13 protein-coding genes and 3 pseudogenes are annotated in these 17,639 nt (G+C 62.1%); 10 read left to right on the plus strand and 6 right to left on the minus strand.

Annotated features, from left to right (window positions below; translation table 11 throughout):
* Positions 1-22: 22 nt before the first annotated feature.
* Positions 23-574, minus strand: coding sequence for a DUF2127 domain-containing protein (locus tag V8683_RS23375; protein ID WP_411190984.1), 552 nt, complete (start codon positions 572-574; stop codon positions 23-25).
* Between the two features lie 124 nt (positions 575-698).
* On the opposite strand from V8683_RS23375, the gene V8683_RS23380 reads away from it, so the two are divergent.
* The 6 genes from V8683_RS23380 to V8683_RS23405 all read left to right on the plus strand — a co-directional run bounded on the left by V8683_RS23380 (position 699) and on the right by V8683_RS23405 (position 8,555).
* Positions 699-1,094, plus strand: a complete 396-nt coding sequence (locus tag V8683_RS23380) for a BlaI/MecI/CopY family transcriptional regulator (protein WP_411190983.1) — start codon at positions 699-701, stop codon at positions 1,092-1,094.
* On the plus strand, positions 1,084-1,968 hold the full coding sequence (locus tag V8683_RS23385; RefSeq protein ID WP_411190982.1) for a hypothetical protein: 885 nt from the start codon (positions 1,084-1,086) through the stop codon (positions 1,966-1,968). The genes V8683_RS23380 and V8683_RS23385 overlap by 11 nt, the downstream gene beginning before the upstream one ends.
* Positions 1,956-3,035 carry an efflux RND transporter periplasmic adaptor subunit gene (locus tag V8683_RS23390; protein ID WP_411190981.1) on the plus strand — a complete coding sequence of 360 codons (1,080 nt, stop codon included), beginning with the start codon at positions 1,956-1,958 and terminating at the stop codon, positions 3,033-3,035. Before V8683_RS23385 ends, V8683_RS23390 begins: the two co-directional genes overlap by 13 nt.
* On the plus strand, positions 2,927-6,115 hold the full coding sequence (locus V8683_RS23395) for an efflux RND transporter permease subunit (RefSeq protein ID WP_411190980.1): 3,189 nt from the start codon (positions 2,927-2,929) through the stop codon (positions 6,113-6,115). Before V8683_RS23390 ends, V8683_RS23395 begins: the two co-directional genes overlap by 109 nt.
* Positions 6,116-6,171: 56 nt before the next feature.
* Complete coding sequence (locus V8683_RS23400; RefSeq protein WP_411190979.1) at positions 6,172-7,584, plus strand: TolC family protein; 1,413 nt, start codon at positions 6,172-6,174, stop codon at positions 7,582-7,584.
* A gap of 530 nt (positions 7,585-8,114) precedes the next feature.
* Entirely contained in the window at positions 8,115-8,555 is a 441-nt protein-coding gene (locus tag V8683_RS23405) for a hypothetical protein (protein WP_411190978.1), read from the plus strand.
* Here V8683_RS23405 and V8683_RS23410 read toward each other — a convergent pair.
* The 3 genes and pseudogenes from V8683_RS23410 to V8683_RS23420 form a co-directional block, all read right to left on the minus strand.
* Complete coding sequence (locus tag V8683_RS23410; RefSeq protein WP_411190977.1) at positions 8,552-9,283, minus strand: hypothetical protein; 732 nt, start codon at positions 9,281-9,283, stop codon at positions 8,552-8,554. The genes V8683_RS23405 and V8683_RS23410 overlap by 4 nt on opposite strands.
* Before the next feature lie 195 nt (positions 9,284-9,478).
* Positions 9,479-9,862, minus strand: a pseudogene (locus tag V8683_RS23415) (divalent metal cation transporter); the annotation flags it as partial.
* A 102-nt stretch (positions 9,863-9,964) separates the two neighbouring features.
* Positions 9,965-10,203, minus strand: a pseudogene (locus V8683_RS23420) (IS3 family transposase); the annotation flags it as partial.
* Positions 10,204-10,216: 13 nt separating this feature from the next.
* On the opposite strand from V8683_RS23420, the pseudogene V8683_RS23425 reads away from it, so the two are divergent.
* Positions 10,217-10,387, plus strand: a pseudogene (locus V8683_RS23425) (DUF1289 domain-containing protein); the annotation flags it as partial.
* A 103-nt stretch (positions 10,388-10,490) separates the two neighbouring features.
* Here the strand turns inward: V8683_RS23425 and V8683_RS23430 are convergent.
* Together V8683_RS23430 and V8683_RS23435 are read right to left on the minus strand one after the other, a co-directional pair.
* Positions 10,491-11,684 carry an MFS transporter gene (locus V8683_RS23430; RefSeq protein ID WP_411190976.1) on the minus strand — a complete coding sequence of 398 codons (1,194 nt, stop codon included), beginning with the start codon at positions 11,682-11,684 and terminating at the stop codon, positions 10,491-10,493.
* Positions 11,685-11,729: 45 nt separating this feature from the next.
* On the minus strand, positions 11,730-12,872 hold the full coding sequence (locus V8683_RS23435) for a tyrosine-type recombinase/integrase (protein WP_411190975.1): 1,143 nt from the start codon (positions 12,870-12,872) through the stop codon (positions 11,730-11,732).
* 179 nt (positions 12,873-13,051) lie between these two features.
* Here V8683_RS23435 and V8683_RS23440 point away from each other — a divergent pair, with 179 nt between their 5' ends.
* The 3 genes from V8683_RS23440 (at position 13,052) to V8683_RS23450 (ending at position 17,585) form a co-directional block, all read left to right on the plus strand.
* Positions 13,052-14,005 carry a DNA-binding protein gene (locus V8683_RS23440; RefSeq protein WP_411190974.1) on the plus strand — a complete coding sequence of 318 codons (954 nt, stop codon included), beginning with the start codon at positions 13,052-13,054 and terminating at the stop codon, positions 14,003-14,005.
* An 89-nt stretch (positions 14,006-14,094) separates the two neighbouring features.
* On the plus strand, positions 14,095-14,568 hold the full coding sequence (locus V8683_RS23445) for a 3'-5' exonuclease family protein (RefSeq protein ID WP_411190973.1): 474 nt from the start codon (positions 14,095-14,097) through the stop codon (positions 14,566-14,568).
* A 35-nt stretch (positions 14,569-14,603) separates the two neighbouring features.
* The gene (locus V8683_RS23450; protein WP_411190972.1) at positions 14,604-17,585 is read left to right on the plus strand and encodes a Tn3 family transposase; all 2,982 of its coding nucleotides are present in this window, start codon (positions 14,604-14,606) and stop codon (positions 17,583-17,585) included.
* Positions 17,586-17,639: the final 54 nt, after the last annotated feature.

Raw genomic sequence — 17,639 nt, forward strand, 5'->3', positions numbered from 1 at the left:
TCTCAACGCCAAATATCTCGCACTACAGAATACCGTTTAGATCGCGACGGAACAGCAGGTATCGATACTCGTGCCACGTCAGCGCAATGACGACCGCATCCATCGCTGTGAGCAGCAGTAACCATACGGAATGGGTCAGCGTGTATCGGTAAATCTGGTAAGCAATAAAGAAGGCGAACACGACCATTGACACCGGGTAGTACCAGAGACGCCGCCGCAGCAAGCCGACGATCAGCCATAGCTTGAGCAGTCCGTGTGCGAGCAGATAGACTGCCGCGAATTTCTGGGCGGTTACCGAAAGATGCTGCACGGAATGAAGGAGGCAGTGTGCCACCAGATCATGAGGGTCCTCGGCAAACTCTCCCCTGGTAACCCAAAGCACGAGGGACAGCAGGATTCGAGGCGAAGCCAAATAAGCGGCAACGCCTGATACCGCCTCAGCAAGGGCAAAAACGCCCTTGAACCACAAGCTCACCTCGAAGGCAATAAAAAGCTTCTTTTCGTCGAATGCGTTTCTCAGGTCGAGCACACGATCTTCCTCATGGGCTGGCAAGACGGATTGAACGGACTTCATCAACGCCTGGCGTGCTGCGAGCACGATGCGGGCGAAGAACCTGGCGAGGTAGCTTCAGTGCGCGTCACGGTGCCAAGGGTCTCATTGCTTGACGCAGCTACGACAGCTGTCGTAATCTACCCGAATGAGTCCATTCCGTCTACCTGCCGATGACCTCGAGTACGCCGTCCTGAACGTGCTGTGGGAGTTGGGCACGGCGTCCGTGCGTGCCGTGCACGAGCGGCTCGGCGCGCCTGCCGGCCGCGTCTATACGACGACCGCGAAGGTCGTTGATCGCTTGCGTGAAAAAGGACTGATCACGCGCGAGCGCGTCGCGGGCGGATTCGTCTACACGCCGGCCGTCGGTCGGGTGCAGGTTGACCGCGCCCGGGCACGACACCTCGTGTCCCGACTGCTCGGATCCGCGCCCCATGCGGCCGTCGCCACGCTCGTGGATGCGGTCGACGAGATAGACCCGGTCTTGCTGGACGAGCTCGAACGAGCGATCCACGCCAAAAGGAGTCACAACGATGGAACGTGAATCGTTACTCACCGTGCTGGTGGTTCTGCTCGGTGGCGTTGCGCTTCAGCCCCTGGCCATGCTTCCGCTGCGCCCGACGGTCGGCGGCGCTCACGGTGTCGAGCGCCATGCGTGGCTGCGGCTCTGGCTACCGGTCATGCCCGCGATGCTCGTGGCAGCGTGGCTCTGCGGCTGGGCATTGCGCGAACCCGATCCAGTAGATGATCGCCTCAGCCAATGGGTGCTGATCGGTGCCTGTCTGCCTTTCGCCTTGATTGCTGCGCGGGCGGTGGCCCGAGCGGTCTGGGCACTTGGGCGCGACCCGCGAGATGCTGATGTATGCACTGTCGGTCTGCTGCGGCCACGGGTGCTTTTTTCTCCGTTCCTCGCGAGGACGCTGGACGATGCGGCACTGCAAGCGGCATGGCAACACGAGCAGGCACACGCTTGTCATCGCGACCCGCTGCGCATCTGGCTCGCACAGCTCGCAACCGACTTGCAATGGCCATGGCCGGGTGCACGTGCGCGTTTTGATGGCTGGCTGGAGGCCCTCGAATGTGCTCGCGACGATGAGGCGCGCAGCCTGGGGACTTCGGGCGAAGATCTGGCGGCCGCCTTGTTGACGACGCTGCGTCATACGCAGGGTGCGCGCAAGGAGCCGAGTCGGCCGGGGCGGTCGACAATACAGGCACACGCGCTTCTTGTCGGCGATCGCGACGCCCTGCAGCGACGGATAGAACGACTCCTTGCGCCGCTACCCGAATCGCAGATGTCATCTGCCTTGACATCTCCGCGGATCGAGGCGCGGTTTGCGGGCCTGCTGATGGTCGCCGGTTTGCTCGGCGCCCTGTACGGCGAACCCATCTTGCGCCACCTGCTCGCATGGACGTCTTGATTCATCGCAATCGTCGCAGCCTCGTGGCTGGACTGGTGGCACTACTGTGGCTGACCGGTACATTCGGCGAATCCGCACGTGCCGATCGTTCAGGCATCGACGCAGGAGCAGCGCCGACCGTCGTCGCGCGTGAGCAGACATTTTCGGTGCGGCTGACTGCATACGGACAGGTCGAGCCCACGGCAATCATAAACGTGCGCACCGTTGACGCAGGGACGCTGGGTGACCTGCATGTCCTGCCCGGTAGCATCGTCGCCGCCGGCGAAGTGCTCGCACGCGTGAGCGGCCCGCAAATGTATTCGTTGATGACCCAGCGCGAGGGGGCGTTACAAGGCGCAAAGGCGAGGCTCGACGCCGCGACGCACGCACTCGAAATCGCCCGCGAACAACTCGCCATCCACCTGGGGACCCGGCAGGCAGTCGACACCGCAATCAGCGAGCTCGCCGCCTCGCGTGCGGCCGAACAATCCGCGAAGGCGCAGTTGGCGGAGACGAGTGAGCTTCTGGCGATCACGGCACCCGTTGCAGGCTCCGTCATCGCGGTGCAGGCAGCCGATGGCGAACAGACTCATGCTGGGCAAACGCTGCTCACCATTGAACCGCGAGGCCCTCTGTGGGTGCGCGCGAAGTACTACGGTGCCAACGCGTCAATGCTTTATGTCGGCATGGTGGGCCGTTTTGCGCCGGTCGGTGGCGGTGCTCCCGTCCCCGTCAAGATAGCCACGATCGCGCCCGCCGTTGGCGCTGACGGCGGCTTGCAAGTCGGCCTGGGTGCAATCCCGGAAGCGCACTGGATCAGTGGGCAATGGGGTACTGTCACGCTCGACGGCCCATCGGCGCCGCTCGTGATGGTGCCGACAGCCGCGCTGATTCTTGATCGAGGCGAGTGGTGGGTGCTTGTTCACACGCCGAAAGGCGACGAGCCTCGACGCGTGGTCCCTGGCCCGGCGCGAGGCTGGTGGACCGGCATCGTCTCCGGCTTGCGGCCCGGCGAAAAAATCGTTGCCCGGGACGCCTTTCTCGAATACCACCGCGGCATCGCGCAGACCTATCAACCGCCCGACTGACGGACCGACTTATGGATCGCGATGTCGCCATACCGCGCGTATTGCAACGCCCGGTGCTTTGGATACTGCTGCTTGGCGCCGTGTTGCTCTGCGCGGCGTATGCGCTCGTTCACACACCGGTTGAAGTGCTACCGCAATTCGATTTTCCGCAGATCAGCGTAACAGCCCATCTGCCGGGTACGACCGCGACCGAGCTTGAGCAACTCGTGGTCAACCCGCTCGAAAGCCAGATTCTTACCCTGACGAATCTCGGCAGCGTGCGCTCGGTGATGGGCAACGGCACTGTCGAAATCGACGTGCGCTTCCGCGAAGGCAGCAACGCCCAGATTGACCTGCAGGCGGTCAACGGAGCGATCGACCGGGCACGTGCAGAACTGCCGGCGCAGATGGATCCGGTCGCACAGATCATGGGCAATGCGATCAACGAGGTTGCCGACTATAGCGCCCGGATTCCCGCCGATGTAGCGCCGGCCCAGGTCCAACGAGCCGTGCTGGCGAACATCGCGCCGGCGTTGCGTGCGATTCCCGGCGTGCAATTCGTGCATGTGTTTGGCGCGGGGGATGAATCGCTCTGGATTCAACCGGATCTCCGCGCAATGCAGCGCTACGGCGTGCCGGTCACGGCGCTCGCGCAGGCCATCAAGGCGCAGATTCTGCTCGAGCCTGCCGGATTTGTTACGCTAGGCCATAACGACGTGCTGATCGAGGCACGCAGCCTGCCCGTGCATATCGCGCAGCTCGAAGCGATTCCGGTGACTACGCCGAACGGCGCCATACCGCTCGGGGCGCTCGCGAAAATCGTGCGCTCGGCGATCCCGACACACAGTGCCGTTTCGCTTGATGGAAACCCGAGTGTCGCACTGACCGTCATCAAGCAACCGGGCGCGTCCACGCTCGCCGTTACCCGTGCGGTCCAGGCGACGCTCAATGGCAGCCAGTCACAGTTGCCCTCCGGCGTGCGCTGGGTGAGAACGTACAGTCAAGGACACGTCGTCAGACTCGTTGGAGCCGACCTTGGGCGCAACCTGCTGATCGGCGCGGTGCTCGCCATTGTCGTGCTGTTCTGGATACTAGGCGCGGGACGCGGAATCGTGACGCTCGCACTGAGCATTCCGCTATCGCTCGCGCTCGCCATTGCTGCCCTGCACGCATCCGGACAGGACCTCAACCTGATGACACTCGGAGCGCTGAGCGTGGCGGTCGGACTGCTCGCTGATGACGCCATTATCGTGCTGGAAAGCATCTATCACCGCTGGGAAAGCGGGGACGCGCATTGGGCAGGGGTGTGGAATGGTCTGAAGGCGATCGCCATTCCCGACATCACCGGCACGCTCACGAATGTCGCGATCTACGTGCCGCTACTGTTCGTAGGCGGACTGGTCGGGCTTTTCTTCATTCCGTTCTCGCTTGCGATGATCGTCGCGCTGCTTTCGTCGCTGGTCGTTTCGCTGACGTTGACTCCGCTCGGCCTGGGCTTTCTGAATGCGAAGCCGGCTTCTGGCATGGGTAGCGGCCACCGGCTGCTGCAGCACCTTCAGCGAGGAAACGAGAGGCTTTTTGAGTGGGTCTCGCGAGCGCCCCGGACGAGTCTCGCGATCACGTTTGCTGTTCTGGTGCTGAGCCTCGCGGGTCTCGTCCTCGTCCCAATCAATTTCCTGCCACTGCCCAATGAAGGTGTGCTTCTCGAATCGTTTACGTTGCCGCCCGGCAGCTCGCTCCTGGATACCCGCAAAGCCGTCGCGACCATTACCCGGCGATTGCTGCACGACGATGCGGTCGCGCACGTGTACGCCCGCATGGGTTCATCGGCATCCACGTCGTACACCGAACCGGCCTACGCCGGTGAGATCGAGGTCGTGCTCAAGCCCGGTGTGAGCGTCAATGCGCTCGACGCGATCGGCCAACGCATTCAGCATGCGTCGAGGCTGCCCGGCGTCCAGCTCGCCGTAGATACGCCCACGATCGAACGGGTCGGCGAGAGCTTGTCGGGCTTGCCGCAGCCGTTCGTGATCCACGTGTTCGGGAGCAGTGTCGCGGAATTGCGGGCACTGTCCGACCGGATTACGGCGAGGTTGCATCACGTCTCCGCGCTCAGCGACGTATTCAACAACGATGGCTACCCCGTCACGCAATTGCAGATCATCCCTGACGCGCAGGCGCCCGGTATCTATGGGATGACACCGGCGTCGCTCTATGAGCAGGTCAATGCCCTCGTGAACGGCGAAGTGATTACGCGGGTGCCTGAAGGGAACGTCCCTCTCAGTCTGTATCTGCGCCTTGCCGACGCATCGCAGCAGAGCGTGGCAATGCTCGACGCACTCCCTATACGGACTCCGGCAGGCTGGACACCGCTTTCACAGCTCGCGACTCTCTCGCTGGTTGCTACGCCAAACCAGATGCAGCACGTTGCGGGTGCGCGGGCGCTCGACATCCTGGCCACGCCGAATGGGCCACTCGGCAGCACCGACGCCGCCGCGCGCGAGGCCTTGTCCGGGCTTCATCTGCCGGCCGGCTACCGGATCGAATTCGGCGGACTGGCCGCTCAGCTCGAGCGCGCTGCGCTCGGGCTCGTCATCGCAACGCTCGCGGCTTTTGGCATCATGGTCGGTATCTTGCTGCTGCAATTCGATGGCCTTCTGATTCCAGCCATCCTGCTGCTGGAAATACCACTGGCGTTGACTGGCGGTACGACTGCACTCGTTGTGAGCGGCGTCGGACTGAATGCGACGGGGATGATCGGTTTCCTCACACTGATCGGAATCGGTCTTCGTCATAGCATCGTTCTTCTTGATCGCGTGCAGAAAAACGAGGCCGCAGGCATGCCGGTGGAAGACGCGGTGCGTGAAGGCATCCACGTGCGCTTCAGACCGATCGTGCTGACCGCTGTCACAGCGATGCTCGGCATGCTGCCAACTGCGTTGGGACTCGGTCAGGGTGCGGCGCCTGAACAGGGGCTCGCCGTCGTGATCCTCGGCGGGCTCCTCTGGAGCGCTGTGCGCAGCACAAACCTGATTCCCGCGCTTTATCTGCATGGGCGCCGCAGGCAGCTTGCGCGCCTTGCACAGCGCGATGCGCCATGATGAAGCCATGTCGATGCATTCGTACAACCACGTGGGACATGCTGAGGAAGCCAGACATGCAAAAACGAATGCCGGGCAAAAGGCTGTTCGCCAGCGTCCTCACGGTCAGCGGGATTAGCGGATGTGCGTCCTATCACCCGCTACCGCTCCCCGCTCATGCACAACTCGTGAGCCGCATCGATGACGTCAGGCATGCGTTGCCTGCGGCGGCGGGGGGCGAGCCGCAAGTCATCGACGTGGACAGGCCATTGAGTGTTGACCAGATCGGATTGCTCGCGATACTTAACGATCCCGAACTGCAAGCGTGGCACGGCGAATCCGATCTTGCGCAGGCGGGCCTCACGCAAAGTGAGGTCCTGCCCAATCCGTCCGTCAGCCTCGGTTACGCTGCGTTGCTTGGCGGCCCGGGTACGACGGATGCGTTCAGTGCGTCGCTTTCGCAGGACGTGAAGTCCCTCTTGACCTATCGATGGCGTGTGGTGTCGGCAAGTGAGCATGTATCGCAAGTCAACGCCGAACTGCTCTGGAAGGAATGGCAGGTGGCACAAAAGGCGCGCCTTCTGGCTGTCGATCTATACTGGGGACGATTGTCGATCGAGCGCAGCGAAGCGGCGCTTGCCTCAGTTTCACACGCGGCTTCGGAAGTTCGTGCGGTGGTTTACAAGGGCGAGATGAGTCAGTCGGATCTTGCCCCGCTGCTGGCATCGAAGGCTGGGCTTGAGCAATCCATCTCGTCCCTGCGTCTGGCACAGATCAGAAACTGGCAGGAACTCGACGCACTGCTAGGCATGACGGCGGATGCACGCTTCCGGATCACCCAGCCCGAACTGCCGGCAATGCCATCGAACCTTGATGCGCAAATCACCGAACTTCCGGCACGACGCCCAGACCTGATTGCGCTTCAACTCGGATATCGCTCCGCAGACGCAGACGTGCGCGCGGCGATTCTCGGACAGTTTCCCACGCTGGTCCTTGGGGGTTCGTGGGGCTCGGACACCGACGCAATCCGCTCGGGTGGTCCAATTGTCACGTTCGACCTGCCAATATTTGACAGAAACCAGGGCCAGGTCGCGAAAACCCGTGCCACCCGGCGCTTGCTTCATGAGCAGTATCAGACCCGCCTCGATCAGGTCGACTCGACCATTCGTGGGCTTCAGGTACGCAGCAAGCAAATTGCCACGTCCCTGGCCGTCGCGCGCGAAGAGGCCGTTTCGGCCGACGAGCAGGTCGAGTGCGCGCGAGAGGCATATAACCAGGGCACGCTCGATCAACGCGCAATAATCGACTATGAATCGACCGCACTGCGCACCCGTATCGGCGTCTACGATCTTGAGCGCGGACTCGACGAGACGCGCGTCGCCCTCAATCTTGAACTGGGCGCGGGGCTGCCCCGGGCTCAACTGGTGCCACTCGAGCCGGAATCTGCCGCCGGGCATCCCGATGCCAGCTCTCGCGAGGTCAGGCCGTAGTGACGAAAAACGCGCCCTGAACTTTTGTGCAGGCGCTTAGTCGTGTAGAAGCGGACCTTTGCCAAGGTCAGTTGCGCGATATGGCAATTGTTTGTGGCGCTGGGCTCGGTGCCGGCATCCGAACAAAGAGGCCCAGTGGGTTCGGAAAAGATATTTCCGGACTGTTGATGCACGTCATTGGGTCTTCGCGTCGGAAACTGGCAAGACACGGGCTGGTGGGCAACCTGATCCTCTGGGGCTTTACGACGTGCTTGGCACGCCGACTCGGCGCCATCTGACCACAACGAGCATGTCGCCGGACGTTACCACCGCTTACATATTTGACGAGCGACAGAAAGACGACGCGTAGGGTGACGATTAAAATCGGACGTCAATTGGATTCTCCATGCATACCCAGGCGAGCGCGTCTTTTTCAATTTACGCAACGCAGGACACGTGGTGAATGAGCATGATGAAGCGGGTATCCCGGCACATTTGCCGATTCGCTACTTCGTCATGAAACATCGATTCGTTGAATAAAGGAGTATCGGATGGAGCGTAAGATCGCGGGGCTGCTCGGCACACTAGCCGGACTTGCCACCCTGAGCAGTACCAGCGCACACGCCGCAGCCGATGTCGCTGCGCCGCAGGTGCCTTTGCCCGTGTCATCCTATTCTGACCTGCTTCAGCCCATTCCAAACGCCGTTGAGACACTCAGGGCTCACAATGCAGAGCTGGCGAAACAGGCACACAGAGCAGGGCCGGAGGTTGAGCAGGTGCAATGGTATCCGGGCGGCGAGCATCACCATCACCATCACCATCACCATCACCATCACCATCACCATCATGGATATTATGCTCCGGGCTCCGAGTATTACACGCCACCACCCGTATATTACACACCACCACCGCCACCGCCTTACTACCATCACCACCACAACAATGCGGTGATGATGTTACCCGGTATTGGTTTTCAGATATACGGAAACTAATCGTCTGCCATCCGATCCCTCGCCCGGGCGGCACCCAGAATACGGCGGTAAGTGCCGTCGAAGACCGTATTGGTTGACGACGTCCACCTTGTGTCCTGTCCCAGTGTGTCGCGGCTGGCATGAATTCGTCTCGATTGCATTTCCCGCTCAGCCGCCTCCTCCACACCCATGGATTCGAGCGTGAAATCCGGCTCAGCTGGCACGACACAAAGTTGCATGAAAGGCTCACCGGGGCGGAACACGTGAACGCCACCCTGAGGCGGGGCTTTGAACACCACGAAGTTAATCATGGGCCACCAGGCTGTGCGCAGCAGTGCCGGTACGGCAAGCGGCACGTCTTCAGCATCACTCAGGTAGAAGCGCGGATGCGGTTCGGTGCGCACGGCATAACCTTCCGGGACTTTCAGATCGAACAGAAGCTGGTAGGTGTAGAAATTCTCCCCAAATGCGCGGAAAGGGGGCCAGTTCACACCGTTGTTCGGGTTGGGGCCGAAGTCCCCCTCAAAAGCGAATTGTCCGTCACGACGGCTGACCCGGACCTCGCTGCCGTGGGGATAAAACAGCTCAATACCGTATTGCGCGCCTTCCACGAACGGCAGGCAATGCCAGCCTTGTTCGTGGGAGCCGTCCCGCCGGGGATCCCTTGTGCCGCCCCAGCCAGGAACCTGGACCCGCGTACGGCGGGGTGCGAGGTTCGGCTGGTACAACCGGTATTTGATGTTGATCATGATAATGCTCGTGCAATCAGAAAAAATTTGCGGCCGACCTGTCATTCAGAGCTGAGACCCGACGATAGGACAACCTCTGCGCATCCCCGATAATTTATATCATCCGGGTCGAGTCTTGGCGGTTTGGGGGCGCGCAAGAACGGGCGTGTCAGCGGGCGGCGTTATAGGGCCATTTCGGGGGCGGCGTGATCGAGCCACCGCATAGGCGGTCGACAACCAGACCGCCGCTGCGCCAATGATCGCCGCATCGAACAGCACAATCGCGAACAGCACGGTCGAGGTACGTCCGGCGTATTTTTCAAGGCCGGTGATGACGCCGCCCGCATCCGTGGAATTGCCAAATTCAGGCTTTCCCGAGAACAGCGCGGCGCTGAATGCCATCACGGCCACCGCGCCGATCAGCATCAGCGCGATGCCCATCCACAGGTCAGCTTTCTCATACTTCATGAAGCGCGGCGTGATGCGCTTGTCGATCACATAGCTCTGCTGGAAGAACAACTGCTAGGGTGCGATCATCGTGCCAACGATACTAATGACGAGGAGCATCACGTCCGACAGCTTCGAGTGTGCAAGCCAGTGACCTTCCCTCTGTTTTTCGCCTTCTACCGCCCCCGGACCATGTCCAAGAATCAAACAACGTGACAACTATTCTGACGCCGGGGGCCTTCCAGATGCTTGGGGTTATGCAGCAGCATCCTTTTTCTGTTGAGCCGCGAGCCAGTCTCGCATGAACTGGGACGGTGACGCGAAGCCGGGCGACGAATGACGGCGACCGCGGTTGTAAAACACTTCGATGCATTTGAACAAGTCCGCTGCGGCTTGGCGATGCGTGTGATAGCGAGTTGCATGAACCCGTTCGTTTTTCAGGCTATCGAAGAAGCTATCCGTCGGCGCGTGTCCCAGCAATTGCCTTTGCGGCTCGCGGCCTGACCGGTGGCTGACAGATCGCCGTGCATCGACGTGTGCGCCATGGATGGCCGGACTGGATTCTGCGCCGGCTGCCTGCGCACACGCGATGAAATCCGCAACTGGAAGACAATGACGGACCACCGCCGGCACCAGGTCATCAACGACCGCTCGCGACGGCAGGCAAAACTGGTACGAGGGCCGGTGCACGGCGATGGCCGGAGCGCCACGGGCTCTGGAGCGCGCGGATTGATTGCGCGAGTCCAGCCCGTTGTTGCCACTGTGGCAGGCCCGACGTGCTTCAGGTTCTCTGAGGCGGCCCCTGTAGCCAAACCAGCGCGATGGTCACGACGCAAAACGCGGCGCCCGCATAGAACGTGGTGGCCGCGCCAACGCGATCCCACAACGCACCTGCAATCGCGCTGGACAGCAGCGTAACGACTCCACCGAGCAGATTGAAGAAACCAAACGCCGTGCCGCGCAGTTGCTCCGGTGCGGCATGAGCGACCATCGTCGCGAGCAGCCCCTGGGTCATTCCCATGTGCAGCCCCCACAATCCGACGCCGACCAGAACCATACCCCAGTGAATGCCATGTGCCAGGACCAGGTCCGAGGCGAACAGCATGAAGAGACCCGCTACCAGCAGCCGGGCATGACTCATCGTATCGGCAAGCTTGCCGAACGGGTACGCCGATAGCGAGTAGACCACATTCATGGCGACCATCATGAGCGGAACCAGTGCAACCGGCACGCCACTTCCCATGGCTCGCAGAACGAGGAACGCTTCGCTGAAGCGCGCTAGCGAGAACACCGCGCCCACCGCGACGACTTCCCAGTAACGCCGGTCGAGTTGCCTGAGGCTTTCCCAGCGAACCGGATTGACCCGCTTCGCACCGCGCTCCCGCGCGGGCTCCTGGATGCCTGCGGTGAGCAGGGCAACGGCGAGCAGACCGGGAATGACGGCAAGCCAGAACGCCAGCCGGAAGTTGTCCACCCACGTCAGCATGATGAGAACAGCGAGCAGTGGCCCAAGGAAGGCACCAACCGTGTCGAGCGACTGCCTGAGCCCATAGGCGGCGCCCCGAAGATGCGATGGCGTGACATCGGCGACGAGCGCATCGCGAGGCGCTCCCCTGATGCCTTTGCCGACCCGGTCCATCACGCGCGCCGCGATCACGACGCCGATGGTCGGCGCCATCGCAAACAGCGGCTTGCTCAGCGCACCCAGACCATATCCCGCAACTGCAAGCCATTTCCGATGGCCCAGGTAATCGCTCAGCGTCCCGGAAAACACCTTGACGACAGGGGCGGTTGCCTCTGCGATGCCTTCAAGCAGGCCGATCGTCGTGGCACTGGCTCCGAGTCCTGCCATCAGGAACATCGGCAGCAGGCTATGGATGATCTCGGAGGACACGTCCATGAACAGGCTGACGCAGCCCAGTATGACGCTTCGGGGTATCTGGCGCAGAACGTGGGCTCGAGACGGTGTTTCCATATTCTGGAAAGATGCAGCAGTGAGTGGGCGGCCAATGATACGTGTTCAATGAGGCATTTCGCCTACCGTATCCGCATGACGTCGATCGTCCTCAGCGTGCAGATAAAGCCCCGTCGTCTCGATGGATGCGTGCCGTAGATTCTTCTGGATAAAGCGGATGTCGGTGCCCGCGTCCGCCTGGTGCGAGGCTGCCGAGTGACGCAACCAGTGCGTGGAAGCGCGCCGCAGCGTTGCTGCACCCGTGGGGTTAGCGGGCTCGAGCGCATGTGCCGCTCGACGGAACACTTCCTTCACGATCAGATAGACGGCTGCAGGGGTGAGGTGCCGTCCGGCATCCCCGGCAATGCCCATCACCGCCGGCGCAAGTTCGTCGGCGCGTGGCAGCGACGGCATGCCGTGGAAGGTCCGGTACCGGCCAAAGTCGGCGATCAATGCATCGCTCACGGGCACCTCGCCCTCGACGCCCCCCTTGCCGACGACATGCAGCCACCAACGTCCCCGCCGCAGGAAGAAGTCGGCTGCCTTCGCGTTGGCGGCCTCGCTCGCGCGCAGTGCCGTGTGATAAAGGAAGCGCATGACCCAGCGGCTGCGCTCGTAGTGCTGGCGCTCGCGCGCGCTGGTTTGCGGCCACGCCTCCAGGGAATCGAGCACGATACGCCAGAGCGCTGCATCGAGATAGCGCTCGACGCGCCGGGTGCGCACCGCGGGCGTGGACCGTCCCCGGCGCAGTGCAAGCGGGTTGCCGACAAGGTAGCCGGCAGCCACCAGGTAGTTGAAGAGGCCCGAGAGGATACCGAGCGCCTGCCGGCGACTGCGCTCGGCGAGTGGCCCCTCAAACAGGCGCCGTGCCCCGCCGCGGCGCGGCAACGTCGGGTCGGTCCAGTCAACCGTCGGCGCCGCCAGAAACCGCTCGTAGAGCAGGAAATCCTCACGCGTGAGGCTCGAAAGCGGCTTGCCAAGGGTCCGGGTGGTCCACACGAGCAGACGCACGACTTCCTTGCGATAGCTGCGCAGGGTGTGCGGCGAGCCCGCGTATTCCGCGAGCCACAGGCGCACGGCCTCAACGTCCGTGTCGGCGGCGATCTGCCGGTGGACGCCGTGTGCCCGGTTGGCGCCGTCGCGGCCATCAAGCGCGACAGGCAGAGCGAGCGGCAGGAGCGCTTCGGATGCCGGGGCGGGCAGGTTCATCGCTGGCACGTTTTGGAAGGGCGAGATTGCAGCGTACACCGGAAATCATTTCGATTATAGGTGTTATCGTAAATTTGCAGCCAATATCGTTACGTGCATAACGTAATACAGTGATATACATGTAAAATCGTCGGCAAAACTCCGCCGTCCTGACTACTTTTCACGGTGAAAATCCGCCCATGAGCCGCATCAGTGATACCCGTCTGCGCACCCGCGAAGCCGCCGCACGCCTTGTCGCCGCTGGTCGGCTCCCGCACGCACTCACCGTTGACATGATTTATGCCGAGATCCGCCAGGGCAGCCGCACGACGATCAACGACGAACTGAAGCTCTGGAAAGACGAACAGGCGCGCAACGACGCGCTCGCAGCAGCGCTGCCTGCGCCGGTCGCCAACGCAATGCTTTCGCTTTGGGCCCTCGCCGTTGAGCACGGTGAGCAGGCTTTCGCCGGACGCGGCGAGGAACTTGAGCGCGAAGCGGCCGACGCCACGGCGCGGGCCGAATCCCTGGCCACTGCTCACGCGGCGCTGGAGGCCCATGCCCAGACGCTGCGTGCGCAGCTCGATGAACGCGAGGAGCAACTCGCCGCGGTGACCGTCGAGCGCGCGCGTGCGCAAGCCGAGCGCGATGCGGCCGTCCAAGCCGCGCAGGCTGCTACTGCGGAACGCGACAACACCCGTGCCCAGGGCGAAGAGGCACTGCGTGCAGCGCAGGCGGCGCACACCCGCGAGCTCGATGCGCTTCGAGCTGACCGTGTTGCTCAGGAGGCCACTTTGCGCGTAGAAATCGACACGGCCACCGTGCGGCTCGAGAGCGTACAAAAGCGTGTCATGATGCAAAGCGAGGAGGCTCGCGACGCACAGCGCCGCGCGGAAACCGCTCTTGCGAAGGCCCAGCAGCGCAACGAGCAGCTCGTCGGCGACGTACAGCGGCTCACGGCCGACGCGGCCGAGCAGCGGCGCCTCGCCGAGCGACACGAAAAGCAGCTCACGAGCGTCATGGAGGAAGCGCGCGAACTGCGGCGCGAGCGCGATGCACTTGCCCAGGGGATTGCCCTCTTGCGTGGGCAGCTCAGTGCGCGAGCAGAGCCCACGCCGGCGCGCGCGACGAAACGCTCTCGCCAGGCGACGTGATGATGTGACTCGGCGCATACGTCGTCGAGCTGCCCGACGCCCCGCGCTACAATCGCGCGGCCAGAACGCACCTCTCGGGAACAACAACGATGAATGCCCCGCGCAGTCCGTGGAAGACCCGTTACTTTCTCGACACCGAATTCACGTCTTTCGATGCCTGCGAGCTCGTTAGCGTGGCGATCGTCGGCGAAGATGACCGTGAGTTTTACGCCGAGCGCTCGGACTTCGATCGTGCGCGGTGCAGTGATTTCGTCCGCGAAGTTGTGCTCCCACAACTCGGCCAGTTCCCGGGGCGAGCGATGACGGCCGAACAGTTGAAATGCGAACTACTGGCTTGGCTGCAAGCCATACCGACCAGGCCAAAGCCGGTGCTGTGCTACGACTATGAAGGCGACTTTGTGCTGCTTGGTTTGTTGCTCGGCGGCCCGCTGCCTCGGGGCTGGAAGAACGAGAACGTCAATCCGCGGCTGAGCGCGGAACGCCTTGCGTCATACTTCGCCGAGCACGGGGGCGAGCATCACGCGCTGCACGACGCACGAGCCAACGCCTGTGCCTTCACCTAACCGCCGCAGTTCGACAATCGATCCAGCCCGACGGTATGAGCAACGTTCACGACACCGCTTACCCCGTCCTGCCTGCCGAGGTAAGCGACGACGAGCTACGCGTGGTCTACACGCCCAGCTCGGTTGAAATTCGCTTCGTTGGCGGCCTGTTCCGCCAGGCGCCGACGCGCGTTTTGATCCTCACGCAGTTGAAGCTGTTGCAACGGCTTGGATACATGCCGCTCGTATCCGACGTGCCGTCGGCGATCATCGAGCATGTCTGCACGGTGCTCGGCGCACGCCCGTTGCCGCGCACAACGCTCACGCGTTACGACCGCTCGGGCAGCAAGTCTCGGCATCAGAAGATCCTGCGCGAGTACGCCCGCATTCTTCCCTTGGACGCCTCGACCAACGAACAGCTCACTTCCTGGGCTGCCAACGCTGCGCGCACCAAGGCCGAACTGCCTGACATCATCAACGTCATGCTCGAGGAGCTCGTTCGCCATCGCTACGAATTGCCGCCGCTCGCGACACTTTCGCGCATCGCGAGCCAGGCCCGCGGTCAGCTCAACGAGGCCATCTACCGCGCATTCACAGAGGCGCTGGACGAACCCTTGCGAAAGCGGCTCGACGAGCTTTTCCTGGCACGCGCAGGCCGCACAGCCTGGGATGAACTGAAGCGCGAACCCAAGCGCCCGGGACCGCGCGAGGTGGCAAGCTTTCTCAAGCACATCCAGGCGATGAGCGAGTTGGCCGATGGACTGCCGCCGGCGCCGGATATCCTCTCCGTGCCGAAACGCATGCAGCTCGTCACGGAGGCGCGGGCACTCGACATCCATGAGATGCGTGCCCTCAAGCCTACCAAACGCTACACGCTTGCCGTCCTGTTTATCTTCTCGCAGTTGCAGAAAGCGCTCGACGACGTCGCCGAGATCTTCATCAAGACGGTGCGCAACCTGGAGAGCACGGCCAAGCTCCGGCTCGAGCAATATCGACTGAGACACGCCGATCAGTTGCAATCGCTCGTTAGCCAATTTCGCGATGTGCTTCACATCCTCCAAGATGACGAGTTGCCCGCGGCCGCTCGCATCGAGCGCATGCGCGTAGCCCTCAACGACGATCCGGATTCGGTGTTGGTTCAGTGCAACGAGCACATCGCGCAAGCCGGCAACCACACGTTTCCGTTCTTACTGGCGCCATACCAAAAGCTTCGCTCGCTGTTGTTTCAATGCCTCGACATCCTCTCAGTGAAGTCGAGCTCGCAGGATGATGCGCTGCTCAAAGCGCTCGATTGGCTAAAGCCATACCGCTCGTCGCGACGTGAGTATCTGCTGCTTAGCGAGGCCGATCTTGCCCAGTTGCCTCTCGACTGGATTCCGGAAAAGTGGGAGAAGTGCGTGTTTCCGGATGGCCGATCGTCTCGATTGCTGCACCGGAAGTACTTCGAACTGTGCCTGTTCAGCCAGCTCATGCGCGAACTCAACTCCGGCGACGTCTACGTTGAGCACAGTGACCAGTTCGACGATCCCCGCGAGCATCAAGTGTCGTGGGACGAATTCCGCGACGAGCTGCCGCGCTACAGCGAACTCGTCGACTTCCCCATCGACGGCAGCGCCTTCGTGCGGCAACTCAAGGATGAACTGAGCGCACTGGCCGACGCGGTCGATGCCGCGTTCCCGGAAAACGACCACGTGGAGATCGGCGAGCAGGGTCTGATTCTCCACAAGCTCGAGAAGAAGCCCGATCCCCCGAACATGGAGCTGATCGACCACGCCATCACGGCGTCGATGCGGGCCGTCAGCATTCTCGACATCCTGAGCGAGACCGAGCAGTGGCTCGATCTGCACAAGTTCTTTGGCCCGCTCTCGGGCTTCGAGGCCAAGGTCGACGAGCCGCGCAAGCGCTTCATCACGACGCTGTTCTGCTACGGTTGCAACCTGGGCCCGACGCAGACCGCGCGCTCGGTGAAGAATCTCAGCCGCAAGCAGGTTGCCTGGCTCAATCTGCGCCACGTCACCGAGGAGCGGCTCGACAAGGCGATCGTCAAGGTCATCAACGCCTTCAACCAATTCATGTTGCCCAAATTCTGGGGTTCCGGCAGCCGCGTGTCAGCCGACGGCACGAAGTGGAACCTCTATGAGCAGAATCTGCTGTCCGAATACCACATCCGGTACGGCGGCTATGGCGGCATCGGCTATTACCACGTCTCCGACAAGTACATCGCGCTGTTCAGCCACTTCATTCCCTGCGGCGTGCATGAAGCCGTCTACATCCTCGACGGGCTGATCAAGAACACGTCCGACGTGCCGCCCGATACCGTTCACGGTGACACGCACGCGCAAAGCGCGCCGGTCTTCGCGCTCGCGCATTTGCTCGGTATCAACCTGATGCCGCGCATCCGCGACGTCAAAGATCTGGTTTTCTACAAGGCCGATCGGCGCCGGCGGTACAAGAACATCGAGTCGTTATTTCGGGCGAGTATCGACTGGGCGCTGATCGAGCGACACTTCGCGGACATGCTGCGCGTCGCCATCTCGATCAAGGCTGGCCGAATGACGCCCTCAACGATTCTGCGTCGCCTGGGCTCGGAGAGCGTGAAGAACAAGCTGTATTTCGCCTTCCGCGAACTCGGGCGCGTCGTGCGCACCATGTTCCTGCTGCGCTACATCAACGAGCCGGACATGCGGCGCACGATCCACGCCGCAACGAACAAGAGCGAGCAGTTCAACGACTTCGCGAAGTGGCTGATGTTCGGCGGGGATGTGATCGCGGAGAACCTGCGGCACGAGCAGCGCAAGGTCATCAAGTACAACCAGCTCGTCGCGAACATGGTCATCCTCTACAACGTGCAGTGGATGTCCCGAAAGCTCAAGGAGTTGCAGGCCAAGCGCCATCCGGTCGACGCTGCGGTGCTGCGGGTGCTGTCGCCGTACCGGCGCGAGCACATCAACCGGCTCGGCTCCTACTTGCTGGATCTCCAGCGGAAGGCGCCACCGCTCGATCCGAGCATCGATTTCGTTTTTGAATCAGCGGCTTAAAGTGCTTTTGGCGAAAATTTTACGAATCCCGGCCGACCCTCTTTACGCCTATGA

This window comes from Paraburkholderia sp. AV2 (assembly GCF_054968425.1).

Bases quoted from the DNA above. Each gene is read 5' to 3' on its own strand.
- V8683_RS23405 (WP_411190978.1), top strand. From the start codon at position 8,115: ATGGAGCGTAAGATCGCGGGGCTGCTCGGCACACTAGCCGGACTTGCC.
- V8683_RS23380 (WP_411190983.1), top strand. From the start codon at position 699: ATGAGTCCATTCCGTCTACCTGCCGATGACCTCGAGTACGCCGTCCTG.
- V8683_RS23450 (WP_411190972.1), top strand. From the start codon at position 14,604: ATGAGCAACGTTCACGACACCGCTTACCCCGTCCTGCCTGCCGAGGTA.
- V8683_RS23390 (WP_411190981.1), top strand. From the start codon at position 1,956: ATGGACGTCTTGATTCATCGCAATCGTCGCAGCCTCGTGGCTGGACTG.
- V8683_RS23400 (WP_411190979.1), top strand. From the start codon at position 6,172: ATGCAAAAACGAATGCCGGGCAAAAGGCTGTTCGCCAGCGTCCTCACG.
- V8683_RS23385 (WP_411190982.1), top strand. From the start codon at position 1,084: ATGGAACGTGAATCGTTACTCACCGTGCTGGTGGTTCTGCTCGGTGGC.
- V8683_RS23435 (WP_411190975.1), bottom strand. From the start codon at position 12,872: ATGAACCTGCCCGCCCCGGCATCCGAAGCGCTCCTGCCGCTCGCTCTG.
- V8683_RS23430 (WP_411190976.1), bottom strand. From the start codon at position 11,684: ATGGAAACACCGTCTCGAGCCCACGTTCTGCGCCAGATACCCCGAAGC.
- V8683_RS23375 (WP_411190984.1), bottom strand. From the start codon at position 574: ATGAAGTCCGTTCAATCCGTCTTGCCAGCCCATGAGGAAGATCGTGTG.
- V8683_RS23440 (WP_411190974.1), top strand. From the start codon at position 13,052: ATGAGCCGCATCAGTGATACCCGTCTGCGCACCCGCGAAGCCGCCGCA.
- V8683_RS23445 (WP_411190973.1), top strand. From the start codon at position 14,095: ATGAATGCCCCGCGCAGTCCGTGGAAGACCCGTTACTTTCTCGACACC.
- V8683_RS23410 (WP_411190977.1), bottom strand. From the start codon at position 9,283: ATGATCAACATCAAATACCGGTTGTACCAGCCGAACCTCGCACCCCGC.